At 43.6% G+C, this 16,321-nt stretch carries 20 protein-coding genes; 9 read left to right on the top strand and 11 right to left on the bottom strand.

What is annotated here, in order from left to right; genetic code table 11:
* Window positions 1-51 precede the first annotated feature (51 nt).
* Window positions 52-225, top strand: a complete 174-nt coding sequence (locus tag NYE25_RS11990; protein WP_179085764.1) for a hypothetical protein — start codon at window positions 52-54, stop codon at window positions 223-225.
* 220 nt (window positions 226-445) lie between these two features.
* On the opposite strand, the gene NYE25_RS11995 is transcribed toward NYE25_RS11990, so the two are convergent.
* Entirely contained in the window at window positions 446-1,573 is a 1,128-nt protein-coding gene (locus NYE25_RS11995) for a tripeptidase T (protein WP_341145988.1), read from the bottom strand.
* 98 nt (window positions 1,574-1,671) lie between these two features.
* Here NYE25_RS11995 and prli42 point away from each other — a divergent pair, with 98 nt between their 5' ends.
* Window positions 1,672-1,773 (top strand): stressosome-associated protein Prli42, encoded by a 102-nt coding sequence (gene prli42 / locus NYE25_RS12000; RefSeq protein ID WP_094872112.1) that lies wholly within the window; start codon window positions 1,672-1,674, stop codon window positions 1,771-1,773.
* An 82-nt stretch (window positions 1,774-1,855) separates the two neighbouring features.
* Here the strand turns inward: prli42 and lipB are convergent, their stop codons facing one another.
* The 5 genes from lipB to lpdA form a co-directional block, all read right to left on the bottom strand.
* On the bottom strand, window positions 1,856-2,566 hold the full coding sequence (lipB, locus tag NYE25_RS12005) for a lipoyl(octanoyl) transferase LipB (RefSeq protein ID WP_042190382.1): 711 nt from the start codon (window positions 2,564-2,566) through the stop codon (window positions 1,856-1,858).
* 57 nt (window positions 2,567-2,623) lie between these two features.
* A complete protein-coding gene (locus tag NYE25_RS12010) occupies window positions 2,624-3,985 on the bottom strand; it encodes a dihydrolipoamide acetyltransferase family protein (RefSeq protein WP_076284504.1) in 1,362 nt (453 codons plus the stop codon).
* 157 nt (window positions 3,986-4,142) lie between these two features.
* Window positions 4,143-5,129, bottom strand: a complete 987-nt coding sequence (locus NYE25_RS12015) for an alpha-ketoacid dehydrogenase subunit beta (RefSeq protein WP_042190385.1) — start codon at window positions 5,127-5,129, stop codon at window positions 4,143-4,145.
* A 3-nt stretch (window positions 5,130-5,132) separates the two neighbouring features.
* Window positions 5,133-6,164, bottom strand: coding sequence for a thiamine pyrophosphate-dependent dehydrogenase E1 component subunit alpha (locus NYE25_RS12020; protein ID WP_042190387.1), 1,032 nt, complete (start codon window positions 6,162-6,164; stop codon window positions 5,133-5,135).
* 130 nt (window positions 6,165-6,294) lie between these two features.
* Window positions 6,295-7,716, bottom strand: coding sequence for a dihydrolipoyl dehydrogenase (lpdA, locus tag NYE25_RS12025; RefSeq protein ID WP_076284503.1), 1,422 nt, complete (start codon window positions 7,714-7,716; stop codon window positions 6,295-6,297).
* 167 nt (window positions 7,717-7,883) lie between these two features.
* Between lpdA and NYE25_RS12030 the strand changes: the two genes are divergently transcribed.
* The gene (locus NYE25_RS12030) at window positions 7,884-8,189 is read left to right on the top strand and encodes a DUF2627 domain-containing protein (protein ID WP_060622617.1); all 306 of its coding nucleotides are present in this window, start codon (window positions 7,884-7,886) and stop codon (window positions 8,187-8,189) included.
* 173 nt (window positions 8,190-8,362) lie between these two features.
* On the opposite strand, the gene NYE25_RS12035 is transcribed toward NYE25_RS12030, so the two are convergent.
* From NYE25_RS12035 to NYE25_RS12045, 3 genes are read right to left on the bottom strand one after another with little or no spacing between them, the layout of a single operon-like run.
* Window positions 8,363-10,222 carry an ABC transporter ATP-binding protein gene (locus NYE25_RS12035; protein ID WP_042190395.1) on the bottom strand — a complete coding sequence of 620 codons (1,860 nt, stop codon included), beginning with the start codon at window positions 10,220-10,222 and terminating at the stop codon, window positions 8,363-8,365.
* Complete coding sequence (locus NYE25_RS12040) at window positions 10,203-11,936, bottom strand: ABC transporter ATP-binding protein (RefSeq protein ID WP_076299532.1); 1,734 nt, start codon at window positions 11,934-11,936, stop codon at window positions 10,203-10,205. The genes NYE25_RS12035 and NYE25_RS12040 overlap by 20 nt, the downstream gene beginning before the upstream one ends.
* A gap of 17 nt (window positions 11,937-11,953) precedes the next feature.
* Complete coding sequence (locus tag NYE25_RS12045) at window positions 11,954-12,163, bottom strand: hypothetical protein (protein ID WP_076299531.1); 210 nt, start codon at window positions 12,161-12,163, stop codon at window positions 11,954-11,956.
* A 158-nt stretch (window positions 12,164-12,321) separates the two neighbouring features.
* Between NYE25_RS12045 and NYE25_RS12050 the strand changes: the two genes are divergently transcribed.
* Entirely contained in the window at window positions 12,322-12,891 is a 570-nt protein-coding gene (locus NYE25_RS12050) for a thymidine kinase (protein ID WP_042129772.1), read from the top strand.
* A gap of 139 nt (window positions 12,892-13,030) precedes the next feature.
* On the opposite strand, the gene NYE25_RS12055 is transcribed toward NYE25_RS12050, so the two are convergent.
* Window positions 13,031-13,549: a DinB family protein gene (locus NYE25_RS12055; protein ID WP_341060016.1), complete on the bottom strand. Its 519-nt coding sequence runs from the start codon at window positions 13,547-13,549 to the stop codon at window positions 13,031-13,033.
* Between the two features lie 137 nt (window positions 13,550-13,686).
* On the opposite strand from NYE25_RS12055, the gene NYE25_RS12060 reads away from it, so the two are divergent.
* From NYE25_RS12060 to sda, 5 genes are all read left to right on the top strand, one after another.
* Window positions 13,687-14,352, top strand: coding sequence for a hypothetical protein (locus NYE25_RS12060; protein ID WP_076299529.1), 666 nt, complete (start codon window positions 13,687-13,689; stop codon window positions 14,350-14,352).
* The gene (locus tag NYE25_RS12065; protein WP_341145989.1) at window positions 14,333-14,860 is read left to right on the top strand and encodes an accessory gene regulator ArgB-like protein; all 528 of its coding nucleotides are present in this window, start codon (window positions 14,333-14,335) and stop codon (window positions 14,858-14,860) included. Before NYE25_RS12060 ends, NYE25_RS12065 begins: the two co-directional genes overlap by 20 nt.
* Window positions 14,857-14,976 (top strand): cyclic lactone autoinducer peptide, encoded by a 120-nt coding sequence (locus tag NYE25_RS12070; protein WP_143759448.1) that lies wholly within the window; start codon window positions 14,857-14,859, stop codon window positions 14,974-14,976. The genes NYE25_RS12065 and NYE25_RS12070 overlap by 4 nt, the downstream gene beginning before the upstream one ends.
* A 21-nt stretch (window positions 14,977-14,997) precedes the next feature.
* The gene (locus tag NYE25_RS12075; protein WP_042190411.1) at window positions 14,998-15,330 is read left to right on the top strand and encodes a LytTR family DNA-binding domain-containing protein; all 333 of its coding nucleotides are present in this window, start codon (window positions 14,998-15,000) and stop codon (window positions 15,328-15,330) included.
* A gap of 217 nt (window positions 15,331-15,547) precedes the next feature.
* Complete coding sequence (gene sda / locus NYE25_RS12080; RefSeq protein WP_081382883.1) at window positions 15,548-15,721, top strand: sporulation histidine kinase inhibitor Sda; 174 nt, start codon at window positions 15,548-15,550, stop codon at window positions 15,719-15,721.
* A gap of 183 nt (window positions 15,722-15,904) precedes the next feature.
* Here the strand turns inward: sda and NYE25_RS12085 are convergent, their stop codons facing one another.
* Entirely contained in the window at window positions 15,905-16,213 is a 309-nt protein-coding gene (locus NYE25_RS12085; protein WP_042190413.1) for a hypothetical protein, read from the bottom strand.
* Window positions 16,214-16,321: the final 108 nt, after the last annotated feature.

A 16,321-nucleotide genomic window follows, 5' to 3' on the forward strand; every position in this document is an offset into this window, starting at 1 on the left:
TTGTGCATACGGTGTATTATAGCAAACTTAAAGGGAAAGAAGGAATTTCAGATGAACGAAATCTTCAGCCGTACAAGCTCATCCGCAGTTACAATGGTAGGTAAACCGGAGGAAATCAAGGCCATTTTAGCTAGGTGGATAGAGCGGTATGGGCCCGATATGCCTCTCTCATACATTCTCTCCCTAAAGGATCAATCCAAGATCATTCCAACCAAAGCAGGGTAAATTCACTCTCTCCTTTAGGATTTAGTCATACATGTGTATCCGAATATAGGGGTGTCCCAAAAGGCGATAAATTTGCTTATAGCGTCATCTGGGTCCTTTAGCTTCAAATAACTTTTTTTGGATCCCCCTAAATCTGGCTGCATTAAACTCCCCATAAAAAAATACAGAGCAGCAATCCACCGTTACGGTAGGATCGCTGCTCTGTTATTTTATAAGAAGGTTAGCCCTTCACACTCTCTTTAACAATATTTACTACAAGCTCAGCCACTTTAACGATATCTTCGGCTTTAATCCGTTCCTTAGTGGTATGGATATGCTCGTATCCTACAGCGAGATTAATGGTCGGAACATCTAGGCCATTGAATACGTTAGCGTCACTTCCTCCACCAGAGTGGAACAGACGGGGCGTAAGACCCATAGAAGTGATAGCCCGCTGTGCAAGCTGTACCACTGGATCATTTTCATTAAAGCTGAACGCTGGATAAATAATTTCACTGCGGAATTCGCATTCTGCACCGTATTCGCGGACAGTGGTCTCCAGTGCTTCACGCATTGAAGCGATTTGATCGCCAACTTTTTCCTGCACGATACTACGTGCTTCTGCGTCCAATTGAACGTGATCGCACACCACATTCGTAGGTCCGCCGCCAGCGAATTTACCGATATTCGCAGTCGTTTCGTTGTCGATCCGACCAAGCTTCATGGCAGCAATCGCTTTGCTGGCTACTTGAATCGCACTGATGCCGTCTTCTGGATTAACACCTGCATGAGCTGATTTTCCGAAGATTTGCATCGTAATCTTAGCTTGTGTAGGTGCCGCAACTGCAATCGCACCGACTTCACCATTGGAATCGAGTGCGAAACCGAAGTCTGCATCCAAATTGCTCGGATCCATCGAACGTGCACCTAGCAATCCAGATTCTTCACCCGCAGTAATTACGAACTGAATCTGACCATGTGGCAATTTTTGCTCTTGAATCACTCTGATCGCTTCGAACAGTGCAGCTAGCCCAGCTTTGTCATCTGCTCCAAGGATCGTAGTGCCGTCACTTGTAATCCATCCATCCGCGCCGAGCGTAGGCTTGATACTTTGTCCAGGAACAACTGTATCCATGTGGCAAGTGAACAGAAGCTTTGGCGCAGATCCGCCGTTCTCAGCCGGCCAGGTAATGAACAGATTACCCGCTCCATGTCCAGTTCTTTCCTGGGAATCATCTTCGGTAACTTCTAAGCCAAGAGCGTTAAATTTGCTCTTGAGCACATCGGCAATCTGCCGTTCATTTCTTGTTTCACTATCAACTTGGACAAGCTCCATAAATTCTTGAATCAATCTGTCTTGTGAAATCACTGGACTTCCCTCTCTTTCGTGAATACGTTACAATGGTTGTACAGAATGACCATCCATCTTCATGCTATTAACTTAAACTAAATCTAAAGGAGTTACTCATGCAACGTAATAAGTGGTTCAAAATCTTCATCTACGTCATGTTGTTCGCCATGATTGCCTCTACGCTCTTTATGGTTATCGAGCCTTTCCTTGCAGGTTAATATCTACACAAGGAACATTGATAATAGCGGCTAGGGACCCCCTTGCCGCTATTTGGCTTGCCTGTTAGTTCGTTAATCAACCTTAAGCCATAGTGCCAAAGAACTCATCCTGCTCTTCATAAGGAAAGTGTCTTAGAAAATACGGAACCAATTCTTTAGCCACATCTTGAAGTTCAAAACGACGACCTGCACACTCCTCTAGGGAAGTTACTCCAAATTCAGTGATACCGCATGGAATAATCCCTTGAAAGCCGTATCCAGATATTCCTTCAGAAATGTTAAAAGCAAAACCATGGCTAGTAACAAACCCTCTTCGGAATTTGCTTTTGTTAAACTTGACACCAATGGCACAGATCTTCTCGTCGCCAACCCATACCCCTGTATACTCCGGCTTCCGTTCTCCTACAATTCCGTAGGATGCCAAATAATCAATAATCACTGCTTCCAGACTGCGCAAGTACCCGCGTAAATCTACCTTACCTTCTTCACCGAGCATAAGGATCGGATAACCTACAAGCTGACCCGGTCCGTGATATGTAATATCTCCTCCCCGGTCGATTTCAAACAGCGCAATTCCTTTTTCTTTGAGCTGCTCTTCATCTAGAAGAAGATGTTCGGGATGATTCTGTGAACCAATAGTATAGGTAGGTGGATGCTGCAAAAGAATCAATCGTTCCGGTTGCTCACCAGCATCAATGGCGTGCACACTTTCCTTTTGCAGATCCCAAGCCTCCCCATACTCCATAATAGGGTCATATGAAATCTGCAGCTTACGAATATCCGAATTATTCATACCGTCAGGTCCCCTTTTTCAGTCTCATGCCTGCACAGTTTGGCTCGTTATTATTTTTTAGTAAAGTTTCGTATCTGGGGTATATCCTTCAATGTTATCCTTGACGCGTTGCAAGAAACGACCGCAAATCACTCCGTCCAGAATCCGATGATCCAGCGACAGACAAATATTAGCCATTGATCTTACACCTATCATATCGTTAATGACCACAGGTCTTTTTACAATCGATTCAAACGTTAAAATCGCTGCCTGTGGATAGTTAATGATTGGATAAGAAAGAATGGAGCCAAATGAGCCGGTATTATTTACAGTGAAAGTCCCTCCCTGCAAATCTTCCAGACTCAGTTTGCCTTCGCGGGTTTTTTGTGCCAATTCATCAATCTCACGTGCCAGCCCGGCAACGTTTTTCTGATCAGCCTTCTTAATTACAGGAGTGATAACCGAATCTTCAGTACCTACCGCTAACGAGATATTGATATCACGTTTGACAATAATTTTGTCTACAGCCCAGACAGAGTTCATAATCGGGTAATCCTTAATCGCACTCACAACAGCCTTCATCATGAAAGCCAGATAGGTTAGATTGATACCTTCTTTACGCTTGAACTCATCCTTATGTTTATTGCGCAGTGCGACCAGATTAGTCACATCTACCTCAATCATTGTCCAAGCATGCGGAATCTCCGAGACACTTTGGCGCATTCTTGTAGCGATTGTATTCCGGATTGGTGTTACATCAATCAGGTATTCCGAACTGCTGCCTCGTCCACCCTCGACTTCAATTGTTGGAATACGAGGAGATTCGCTCAAATGTAGACCCGAATGGCGAAGAGGCTCTTCCGCCTTCTTCTCTTGGGCTTGAACGAACTGTGGAGCAGGCGGTTGTGACACCACTGGGGTTGGTTGACTAGCAGAAATCGAAGCTGGAGATGTAGCTCCGCCACTTTCGATGAAGGCCAGCACATCCTTACGGGTAATTCGGCCACCCATACCAGTACCCATAACTAAAGTCAGGTCGATGTTATGCTCAGCCGCCAAAGTCTGTACCGCAGGAGAGTAGCGTGCACGCATCGTATCGTTAGCAGTTGAAGTCGCATTTTGTTCTGCAACATTATTAGCTGCAACTGTATTAGTGTTAGTCACGTTTACAGCAGCAGGTGCAGTCACAGGCACGGCAATACGACAAATGACTTCACCGACATTGACAACCTGACCTTCTTCCGCCAATAGTTCACCCATAACTCCATCTATCGTTGAAGGCAATTCAGCATTTACCTTATCTGTAATAAGCTCACATATTGGTTCGTATTGCTCTACCGGATCGCCCGGTTTCTTCAGCCATTTGCCGATCGTCGCCGATACTAGCGATTCTGCCAGCTGCGGCATGATCACGTCAGTCAACTTTTGGTTGTCAGACATCTTTTCACTCCTCAAATGTTTTACGAAGTAAAACTCACTTCGTAAGCATAATCTTTAAGTTTTACGAAGCTTCGCTTCTTAGAAATACTTCGCAGTAAAACTTGCATCGTAAGCATAATCTTTAAGTTGTACGAAGCTTTGCGTCCACTCAACTATTTTAATATTGCGCCAGTCGAAGCATTTCCGCCTTCACTTTTTCTTTGCTAAGCATGAAGAACTTCTCCATTGGCGGGCTGATTGGCATCGCTGGAACATCGGGACCACAAAGACGGAAGATCGGCGCGTCTAGTTCAAATAGACAATGCTCAGCGATAATCGCCGCCACTTCGCCACCAATACCGCCCGTTTTATTGTCCTCGTGCACAATAAGAACCTTCCCTGTCTCACGAGCAGCAGCTATGATCGCCTCACGATCAAGAGGCTGCAAGGTCCGCAGATCCAGAATATGCGCTGTAATGCCTTCTTCGCGCTCCAATTCTTCTGCTGCTTGCATCGCAAAATGCAATGGCAAACTATAACCAATAACCGTAATATCTGTTCCCTTACGCAGCAGATTAGCTTCGCCAATAGGAACGGTATAATCACCTTCTGGCACTTCTTCCTTGATCAGCTTATAGCACTTTTTGTTCTCGAAGAATAAAACCGGATCAGGATCACGTACGGCTGCCTTCAAAAGTCCTTTTGCATCGTAAGCAGAGTAAGGTGCGACAATCTTCAATCCTGGTGTACCGAAGAAAATCGATTCCGGACACTGAGAATGGTACAGACCGCCGAATACACCACCGCCGATAGGCGCACGTATGACAACCGGGCAATTCCAATCGTTATTTGAACGATAGCGGATTTTGGCCGCTTCGCTAATGATTTGATTCGTTGCTGGAAGCATGAAGTCAGAGTACTGCATTTCAGCAATCGGCTTCATACCATACATAGCTGCACCAATCGCCACACCAGCTATAGCTGATTCCGCTAACGGTGTATCTAGTACACGTTCTTCTCCGAACTGTTCTTGCAGGCCTTTTGTTGTGGTAAATACGCCACCTTTGAGCCCCACGTCCTCACCAAGCACAAACACGGATTCATCGCGTTCCATTTCTTCCTTCATCGCGAGCCGAATGGCATCGATATATTCCATTATAGCCATGATTTATGCTCCTCCTTTCAGGTCGGAATCACTGTAAACATGCAGCAGTGTATCTTCCGGTTTCGGGAACGGAGCGTTGTCAGCATATTCGATTGCTGCTTTAAGCTCAAGATTGCATTCGGCAATAAGATCTTGTTCTTGCTCGTCACTCCAAAGTCCCAGACCGATCAGGTAATTACGGAATCCTGCTACGCCGTCCTTCTTCCAATTCTCATCAACCTCTTCTTTGGTCCGATAAGCCAAATCATTGTCCGAGGTGGAGTGTGGAGATAAACGGTACATCATGGCTTCGATTAACGTAGGACCTTCACCCGCAAGTGCTCTTTCCCGAGCTTCCTTAACGACACGATATACTTCCAGTGGATCATTGCCGTCTACACGCACACCTGGAAACCCATAACCCAGAGCACGATCGCTGACCTTACCGCCAAGCTGTTTGTGAGCAGGAATAGAGATCGCGTACTGATTATTCTGACACATGATAATAACCGGCAGCTTATTCACTCCGGCAAAGTTACAAGCTTCATGAAAATCGCCTTGGTTGCTAGAGCCTTCCCCGAAGGTTACAAATGAGACGAATTTTTTCTTTTGCATTTTGGCTGCCAAAGCAAAACCAACCGCATGAGGGACCTGCGTGGTTACAGGACTTGAGCCTGTCACAATACGCAGACGCTTACTACCAAAGTGACCTGGCATTTGCCGCCCACCACTGTTTGGATCTTCTGCCTTTGCGAACACAGACAGCATCAATTCACGAGTAGTCATACCCACGGAGAGTACGAAAGCATAATCACGGTAATAAGGTAAAAAATAATCATTCTGCCGGTCCAGCGCAAATGCTGCTGCTACCTGACCCGCCTCCTGGCCAATGCCGGAGACATGAAAGTTAATCTTGCCAGCGCGCTGAAGCAGCAGACTGCGCTCGTCGTATTTACGTGCGAGCAGCATATATCTGTACATATCGATGACCTGGCCGTCACTTAGTCCAAGCTGCTTATGTCTGTTAATCGTTTCTACAGTATCTTGGGATTCCATAAAGAGATACCTCCTTATTCATAAAGCCTGAGTCTTACAGGATTTAAGACCAATTGTATCCTGATCTTAAAACCTGGTACTAAGACTTGGCTTGAGTTTATTATAATCCCTTTTTACCCAAAAAGAAAAGCTAAATCCCGATAGATCTTCCATCTACAGCTAACATTGCTTCTCCAACGATCTCCGAAAGTGTAGGGTGAGCATGAATAGCCTCGCCAACCTCCCAAGGTGTTGCATCCAGCAGTTGAGCCAATGCAGCTTCCCCGATTAGATCGGTAACATGCGGACCTATCATCTGCACACCGAGAATATCTCCACTGCTTCGGTCCGCCACAACTTTAACAAACCCGTCCTTCTGACCGTACACAATCGCCTTGCCAATGGCCGAGAAGGGGAATTTACCAGTTACTACATCATGTCCCAATGCTTTAGCTTCCTTCTCAGTGTGACCCACACTCGCAACTTCAGGACGTGTGTAGACACAACGCGGTACAAGATGTGTATGATAAGGGTGAAGTTTCTCACCAGCGAGATGGTTGACCGCCATAATGCCTTCATGGCTGGCTGCATGAGCTAGTTGTAGTCCACCAATACAGTCACCAATCGCATAAATATGTGGCTCAGCCGTCTGCATACTAGCATTTACAGCAATAATTCCTTTATCAAAGCGAATATCAGTATTTTCCAGACCAATATTCTCTACATTCGCTACTCTACCTACGGATACAAGTAGCTTTTCTGCGGATAGACTTTGAGTTTGCTCTCCCTTACGGGCATCAATCGAAATTCCATCGTCCGTTACCTTGCAGGTTGCAGCATCCACTGTAGCTTCAGTCAGTATTTTAACCCCACGTTTTTTAAGTAAACGTTGCAGCTCTTTAGCTACCTCTTCATCCTCTTGTGGCAGTAACTGACCAGCAGCTTCAACTACCGTTACCTGCACTCCGAAATCAACCAGCATAGAGGCCCATTCCACCCCAATTACTCCGCCTCCAACAATAATGATGGAAGAGGGTAACTCGTCGAGGGTGAGCGCTTCATCACTGCTAAGAATAACTTTCCCGTCTGGTTCCAGACCAGGTAATACACGCGGACGAGATCCTGTAGCAATAATAAGATGGTTAGAGACCACTGTTTCCATTTCACCGTCTTCTAGTTCCACAGCAACAGCACCACTACGCGGGGAAAAAATAGAGGGACCCGTTACGCGCCCCTTGCCTTTAATAACTTGTATTTTATTTTTGCGCATCAAATATTGTACGCCCTGATGAAGTTGTTCAACTACCGCTTCCTTGCGCTTTTGTACTTTTGGGAATACAAGCTGTACACCGCTTGTCTCAATGCCATAGCTCTCGCTCTCATTGATTTCAGCATATACCTCTGCGCTTCTGAGCAGCGATTTGCTAGGAATGCAGCCACGGTGCAGGCAGGTTCCTCCCAGTTTGTCCATTTCGATGACGACGACGGACTTTCCAAGCTGTGCAGCGCGAATGGCTGCCACATATCCCCCGGTTCCTCCGCCAAGTATGGCCACGTCACATGAAATTGTCATGATATGTATCCTCCAGTCATTACACGTAAGTTCATTTTACATTGTATATTGTACTCTCTTTTTAGAGTATTACAAAACTTATAAACGTCATATCCAAATGGACTTTTTCTTACTAAAGCGTTATCATATGGTTGAATCTAATGGGCTAAGAGGGGTAGGAGACACTTATGAAACTATTAATTTCACGCTTCATTGCCATCCTTATTCTTGTGTTTCCTGGTTTAATCGCAATGAAGGGCTTCTTAATGATGAAGGACGATATTTTTGATTATATCTCTATGCATGGCGATGACTCCGTTGTTCCAGATTTCGCTTGGCTGCATTTCGGCGGAGGGTTTCTTCTCTTTGCAGCAGGTATGACTTTCCTTGGCGGCTGGATTCTAACAAGAGACCGCAAACGTAATTATGTTGGCCCTCGGTTCAAGGAGAAACAAAAAGCGAAACAAGCTGCCGCGCAAGAAACGATCTCATAAGCAGCTTAATCATCCCCTCATTGTACAACCGAAATCTATTGCACATTCTGCAATTAAACCATCCAACAGCTCACTTCATATGTATAATGAATATCCACACATTACATAAAGGCGAGAGTTTTCATGGACGCGACCTGCGCTTCCTTGAAAACTCCCGCCTTTTTATGCACAGCTTAAAGCCTAGCCTTATCAAGCACTTCCCTACGACCGCCTTGCACCAACTCGCTGTACAAGCCACCTTGCTTCAACAACTCCTCATGGGAGCCCTGCTGCAGCAATCTGCCCCCTTGAAGAACAAGAATTCGATCAGCTGCACGGATAGTGCCCAGTCTATGGGCAATAACGAAGCTGGTCCGTCCCTTCATTAGCGCCTGAAGTCCTTCCTGAATCTTGATTTCGGTCACCGTATCGATACTGCTAGTGGCTTCATCAAGAACAAGCATCGAAGGATTGGCAAGAATGGCTCTTGCAATGGATAGCAATTGCTTCTGTCCTTGGCTTATACCGCTACCATCTGCAGAGAGCATTCGATCATAACCTTCCGGCATACGGATAATAAAAGAATGAGCGTTAGCCAGCTTGGCCGCCGCCTCGACCTCTTCATCGGAAGCATCCAGTCTACCGTAACGAATATTATCGCGGATGCTGCCCTTGAATAAAAAGGAGTCCTGCAATACAAACGCCATATGGCTCCTCAGGCTTTCACGCCGAATCGAAGTGACATCTAAGCCATCCAGCGTAATCTTACCCTGATTAGGATCATAGAAACGAGATAACAGCCCGATAAGTGTTGTTTTGCCGGCACCGGTAGGTCCTACTAAGGCAATCATCTCGCCAGGCTTCGCTTCAAAGCTAATATCATGCAGTGTGTTAGAACTTCCGTCATATGAAAAAGATACCTTTTCGAACTTCACTGCACCTTCAACTTTAACCAGCGAAGTGGCTGCACCTTCATCTTTAGCTTCCGTCTCTTCGTCCAGCACTTCAAACACTCTTTCCGCTCCTGCAACCGCTGACAGTAGTGTATTCCACTGATTCGCTAAGTCATTAAGAGGGCGAGTAAATTGACGCGTATATTCTACAAACACAATAATCACACCGACCGTAATCGCTCCGCGAATCGCTAACAAACCACCGACTCCAGCCACAATAGCGAAGCTCAAATTATTAAGTCCATTCATCAGCTTAGGAATGAAGCCAGAAATCGACTGTGCCCAGTATCCAGAGAGCATAATTCGCTCATTGCGTTCATGAAAACCAGCGATGACCCGTTCCTCTTGTGAAAAAGCCTTGATAATCCGTTGACCGGATAACGTCTCTTCTATATAACCGTTTAACTCACCCACATTGCGCTGACGTTCCTTAAAAAGCGGACCCGTACGCCGAGTAATCCAGCGCATGCCTAATAACATCAACGGCACAACCAGGAACGTGAGCAGCGTCAATAGAGGACTGAGCCAGAGCATTACCCCCACCGTTCCGAGCAATGTCAAAACACTGGAAAAGATCTGAATAGCTGAGCTATTCAGCGTAGAGCTGACGTTCTCAATATCGTTGGTGAGGCGACTCATAATTTCGCCCTGCTGTCTCCGATTAAAAAATGAGATGGGCAACCGATGAAGATGGGAAAACAACTCCGTGCGCATCCGAAATACGGTCTCCTGGGCAATTTCAATCATCCATATATTTTGCAGCCAAGAAGTTAATGAATAGAAGATATAAACACTAGCTAGACTGATCAGAAAAATCGTCCACGATCGTCCGCCAGTGCCTTCCAGATAATCATCCACAGCTTTACCAATCATATAAGGCCCGAGCAGTGCTAAAGCCGAGCTGAAGACTACCATTAACAGAACGAGAAAAAGCTTAGCTTTACGCTCGGCAAGGTAGCTCCAAATCCGCATGAGCGTGCCGCCCCAATCCTTCGCCTTTGCTTTTGGCTTCCCTCCAGCAGCTGAGCCAAGGCTTCTTCCTGCTCCAAGCTCAATGACGGGTTTTGGGTGACGAAAGGGTTCAAGAATTGCTTTGAACATGCTGCTTCGCCTCCTCTACCTGTGATTCATAAATCTTGCGGTACAGCGCAGAGCTTGTCATAAGCTCGTCATGTGTTCCCTTACCGATTAAGCGTCCTTCGTCCAACAGCAGAATCAAATCTGCAGATGCTGTAGAACTAATCTTCTGAGTAATCAGGAAGGTTGTACATGAAATCTCTTTCAGTGCCTCCAGCAAAAGTCCTTCTGTCACAGCATCAAGCGCACTCGTACTGTCATCGAGGATCAAAATAGCAGGTTTCCTCACAAGCGCCCGAGCAATGGTCAACCGTTGCTTTTGCCCACCAGACAGATTTACCCCTCGCTGACCAAGCATTGTGTCATAACCTTTGGGCAGACCCATCACTGTTGCGTGAATTTGTGCGGCAGCCGCTGCGTGTTCGATTTGTTCCTGTGTGGCATATTCATTGCCCCAAGCAATATTATCGCGAATCGATCCGCTGAAGAGCTGCAGTTCTTGAGGAACGTAACCGATCGATCGCCGCAATCTTGAAATATCGATATCGGTGCTCTTTTGCCCATCAATGCGAATGATACCGTCTGTCTCTTCATATAAACGTGGGATTAGACCGACAAGAGAAGACTTTCCTGATCCGGTGGCTCCCATAATCGCTACCCGCTCACCAGCAGCAACTTCAAAAGTAATATCCTCTAGCACCGAAATATCACTCTCAGGATACTTGAAGCTGATGCCTTCAAATTGGACGTGACCCTGTATCGGTTCGCCCTTTGCGGTTCCGCCTTCCTTAACTCCAGCGCCTGCTGACATCACTTCTGTAATACGCTGTGAGGAGGCACGTGCTCGGGAAATTGTAACGACAAGTCCAGATATAGCTGACAACGCTCCTATGGTTCGTAAAGAGTAGTTAATAACTGCAACAGTTTCTCCTAAAGTAGCATCCCCATTTGCAATCTCAATCCGTCCAAACCATAGGATCGACATAATCGCTGCATTCACAATAAGCATAACAAATGGCATCGTTGTCTCCGTCAAACGTAGCGCAGATACCGTGGATTTCATCAAATTCCCGCTAAAGACCGTAAAACGTCCAATCTCATGCCCCATGCGCACGAACACACGGATTAAGCGAATTCCCGTTAAATTCTCCTGGATTACACCATTCACACCGTCAAGCCGATTTTGTACGTTGCGAAATAACAAAGAAGCTTTTCTCATGATGAAGTAAAGGAAGAGAAGCAACAAAGGTAGAGCTACAGTGAGAAATAATCCCAGCTTCACATGAACAACCAATGCCATAATCACACTGCCCACCACAACCAGTGGCACCCGTGTCATAAAGCGGAGGCTCATAAATATAGTGTCCTGCAGCTGCGATACATCGCCGGTCAGACGCGTGATCAGCGACGAGGTAGCAAACCGATTGAATATTTCATATGTAAAGGATTGTACCTTTTCATATAACTTGTCCCTAAGATCAAACGCAAAGCTCTGACTCGCATGGGCAGCAAAAAAAGAACTTAATACCCCAGCTATAAACGCGACTACTGCGCTGCCGATCAATACACCGCCCCAGAGCCATACTACAGAGGAATTCTGTTCTTTAATGCCCTGGTCAATAATTTTGGAAATGAGTAAAGGCTGTGACAATTCCACCGCTAGTTCAATAAGCATCATCACTAGGGCAGCTATTGCAGCGACTTTATATTTTTTGAGAAAAGAGAAAATCAAACCCATTCGCATACCCTCTTTTTCTATTCGTACAGTGCATCCCTTAAACGAGTCGACATCGTGGAGGCCTGCCCAGTTTTCATTATTGCCCGCCGCAGCGCTTTATTGCTTCGATTCAATTCCACCAAATCTGCCATCATCTCTTCCAGCAAAGCCTCAGCCTCGATAGAAAGATTTTCATTCTGCTGAATCAGAGCTAACCGTTCCTTGTATTCGTCTATTTTTTCAGTCACACATATTACTTCCTTTCCAATCACATGATTCCTTTTATCATACCACATTCAATTCTATCGCAATGTTTTCACTGGATACAGCTGACACGAATATGATACTCTAATAAGGTCGCATTTTTAAGATTAGATAATTGGCTTATACGAAAGGATAGATGGAAGTGGCACAATTGTTTTTCAAATACGGAGCAATGAACAGCGGTAAATCTATTGAGATACTCAAGGTTGCGCATAATTATGAAGAGCAAGGGAAATCGGTGCTCATTTTCACTCCATCCATAGACGATCGGGACGAAGTTGGTTTTATCTCCTCCCGTATTGGGCTGCGGAAACAGGCCATACCCGTCGACGAGAATACCGATATTTATAATATAGTCAGCAGTAACCAGCCCAAACCCCACTGTGTACTAATTGATGAATGTCAATTTCTAAGCAAGGACTGCATTCTACAGCTAGTACGGATTGTAGATGAACTAGGCATTCCCGTTATGGCATTTGGACTTAAAAATGATTTCCAGAACCAGCTATTTGAAGGCAGCAAATACATGCTGATTTACGCTGATAAAATCGAGGAAATGAAGACCATTTGCTGGTTCTGCGAGCGCAAAGCAACGATGGCTCTAAGAGTAGAAAATGGTAAGCCTGTATACAGCGGCAAGCAAATCCAAATTGGCGGCAATGAAGCCTACTATCCAGTATGCCGTAAATGTCACAAGAATCCTCCACTATAAAATATACCCACAAAGTGAGGCTTTGCTTCGATGCTTACTCAGGTACATTTCGGGGGGCCCCAAATATATACCTTTAGCTAAAAAAGCATTCCGAAGCCGCAATGGCCTCAGGAATGCTTTTTTTAAAAATAAAACTCGATTAAACCAGATATCTTTCTTTAAGAATATTCAAATGATGATGATCATGCCCAATCATTACGCACGCCACTGCTCTCGCGGAGATGGTTGCATTGTTAACCGTTCCCTTACGAGTCCATGCTTCTTCCGGCAAAGTGTCCAACAGAGCTTGCGTTGACTCTCGGACAAGCTTGTAATGAGCCAGTAGTTTTTCTAGAGTGTTTGCTTCAAAATTTGCGGTAGGCACATAGTCCTTTTCATCAAAGCCCGCCAGCGGAGTCGTATCTCCTCTTGCAACGCGCAACAAACGATAAGACATAATTCTTCCAGTATCCGCTAGATGGCCAACCATTTGCTTAATACTCCATTTATCAGGAGCGTAACGATGCTCTCCTTGTTCTTCCGTAAGGTTCGAAATAAAGCTACAAATCTCATCCGTCTGCGCTCTAAAAACAGTACAAATGTCCCCTTCAACTGGCACTAAATCGACATACTTTGATAATTCCTCAAGATACTCACTGCTTTTTGGACGTCGATCCATGTCTAAACCCCTCTCATTTTGAATTTTTTTGAAAAAATAGGAGGAAAATTATACTGTAGTTGTTGTATTTTAGTCCATTTTATACGATACTTGCAATAATAGGGTTAGTTATACTAGAAGACATCGGGAGTGTCGGCATGATAGATTTTATTCTGTTTATATTATTTTCAGGACTAGAGACATATGCAATGTTCTTTCTGGCTTTCAAAATCTTTAAAATTGACATTTATCATAAAGAGATGGTGTTTGCTAGTTTTATCATGGGCTTTTTTTCTTATTCAATTAGAATCAACTATGAGTTATTTCAATTAGATATCCTCACACAATATGCGCTAATGCTTTGTTTTATGTGGCTGTTATTCCGGATTCATCCCTTCTATGCTTCTATATTAACCGGGATGGTCTATCAAACATACTTTGTGATTCAACCCAGTCTTATGTATCTATTAGACTCTGTAATCAACATGTCTCTAAATACTTCGAACCCGATTACAATAAACATGATTACAATGCAGATCTTATCAGCATTAACCGCGATTCTCATTGGTATGTATGTGGGTCATAAACGTATTGGATTTGACTTTGTACCTGATAAACCCGATGTAAAAATCAAACCAACGACTAGCGAAAAAATACTATTCGCTCTTAATCTTCCTACACTAATTGTCATTACTTCAATCAGCTACTTTCTTGAATCCTTTTTCTTTTTCTTGATCCCAATTTTCTATGGAATAATATTATGGGGATATCTTTATTTCTCCTACAAAAAGGATAGAAATAATTATGAATCATTTAACTCTTAAGATTGTTGAGGTCATTAAGAAAAGTAATCCCGAGCAAACACATTCCATTGAAATCATGCATTATGCCCTTAGCATTATTCTGAATACTTTATTAATCATTATAACCTCGTTATGCATTGGCGGGCTCACAGGACAGCTAAAGGAAACATTCTTAGCCTTATTTAGCTTCATACTCCTAAGAATGTCTTCTGGTGGTGTGCATCTAAAAACCGCAAGGGCCTGCAATATTGTATCTATCTTTATCTGTTCACTGATCCCTCATATCACTTATTTAATACATAACCATTTTATTTGGATTAATCTTTTTTCTTTGCTTGTAATGATTCTATGTGCTCCAAATCCTGATGCTAATGCTCAGATTCCTAAAGAATGGTATTTGGGTTTAAAGATCATTTCCATAATTCTGGTTTCTTTGAATTTTTGGATCCATTCGTCTGTCATTGGATTGGCATTTTTAGTTCAATCCTTTACAGTTATAATTCCATTACAAAGGAGGCCAATCAAATGAAGAAAAATTTAGCTCGTTATGCATCTAACATACTAGCTACTTCTGCTGTTGTTTTTGCAACAATTCTAAAACCAGCACTTTACAGTCCTGAAGTTCCGAAAGAACTGCGCAAGTAATCAAACAAGGATGGGGAAAAGATGCGTGTCTTACAGAAAGACGGTTCCTCTAGTGATATTCTAGAGGAAGATATATTGTATTTCTCGAATTATAAGAATACAATATTCGTCCATACGAAAGAAGGCGAATTTATTCTCCCCACCACGCTTTCCGATCTTTCCGTAGCGTATGAGGGTAAGGGATTCGAACGCCTTGACCGCAGCAACGTCGTTAATATCAACAACATAGAAGGCTATGATCCCGGACGCAAGATTGTATGCTTTAATCAAGGTAAGCAGTTCACTACCGTTTCGGAATCCAATGAACCTCGCCTAAAGAAGTACTTATCTACTCATAAGAAAGACTCTGATTAAAACAATCCCGACATGTACTATACATGTCGGGATTGTTTTTGTTTATTAAAATTCAAAGTAAACCAATCTATTATCACATAAAAATAGTCATTATGCCATAATTCCCCTAAGATGTAAAGGAAAATTCGTAGGATGAATGACAGGAGACGGATTGTATTCCAAATGATACCATATATATAAATGTGTAATAAAAACAAATATATGATGGAGGAACCAAATGAATTACTATTTTCATCCCTCACCACGCCCCTCATCTCTTGAATCAATATCTGATGAAGAATTACTTAACATCTATAAATTAGCGCTTGAGGCACAAGCTTTACCAGATTTCATAGAGATTGTTAGAGAGATCTTAGACAGTAGAGATCTCATTCAAACTGAAAAATCATAACATCCCCATACACAAATTAATTCGCAAATTATGACATAATTACATAACTTCCTATGGCTTCACTGCGAGTGTTCTCTAGATTGTCTTCATGTTAACATCATCAACATAAAGAAGGTAGAGCCTCCTGAAGGCCCTACCTTCTTTATGTTCAGTAAGGACTACTCCCTGAAATAGAGTAATCTTCTACTCCGTAATTTCCGTTTTAAATACATTTTCCAATTTTCCGCCAAGTCTTTTCTTCAAAGGAACTTTAATATCTCTACCCAGCTCTTTGAAAAATGTTTCTACATCGCATTTCACATTTTGTGCAGTCGCAATTACAGCGCCATCACCAACAATATTTTGATTCTCTTCAAGAGGAACATCAACTTCGATATCATACTTTTTGGATAATGTCTTGATGTATCGTGCGAAGATCTCCAGCAATTCCTCGTTATTAAAATTCTCTATAGCGACTTTTCCCTTGCTGGTAAACTTCATGTTAATTTTCATTATTAATATCCCCTTTTCTGTCAAACCATTTTTAGTTGTTAGTTTATGGATCAAGATGAATAGATGGCTGCAAGAAAGGGCAACATTATTCATTTTTGAGATCATTTA

Origin of the sequence: Paenibacillus sp. FSL E2-8871 (assembly GCF_038000345.1) — a bacterium.
Classification (GTDB): Bacteria; Bacillota; Bacilli; order Paenibacillales; family Paenibacillaceae; genus Paenibacillus_AQ.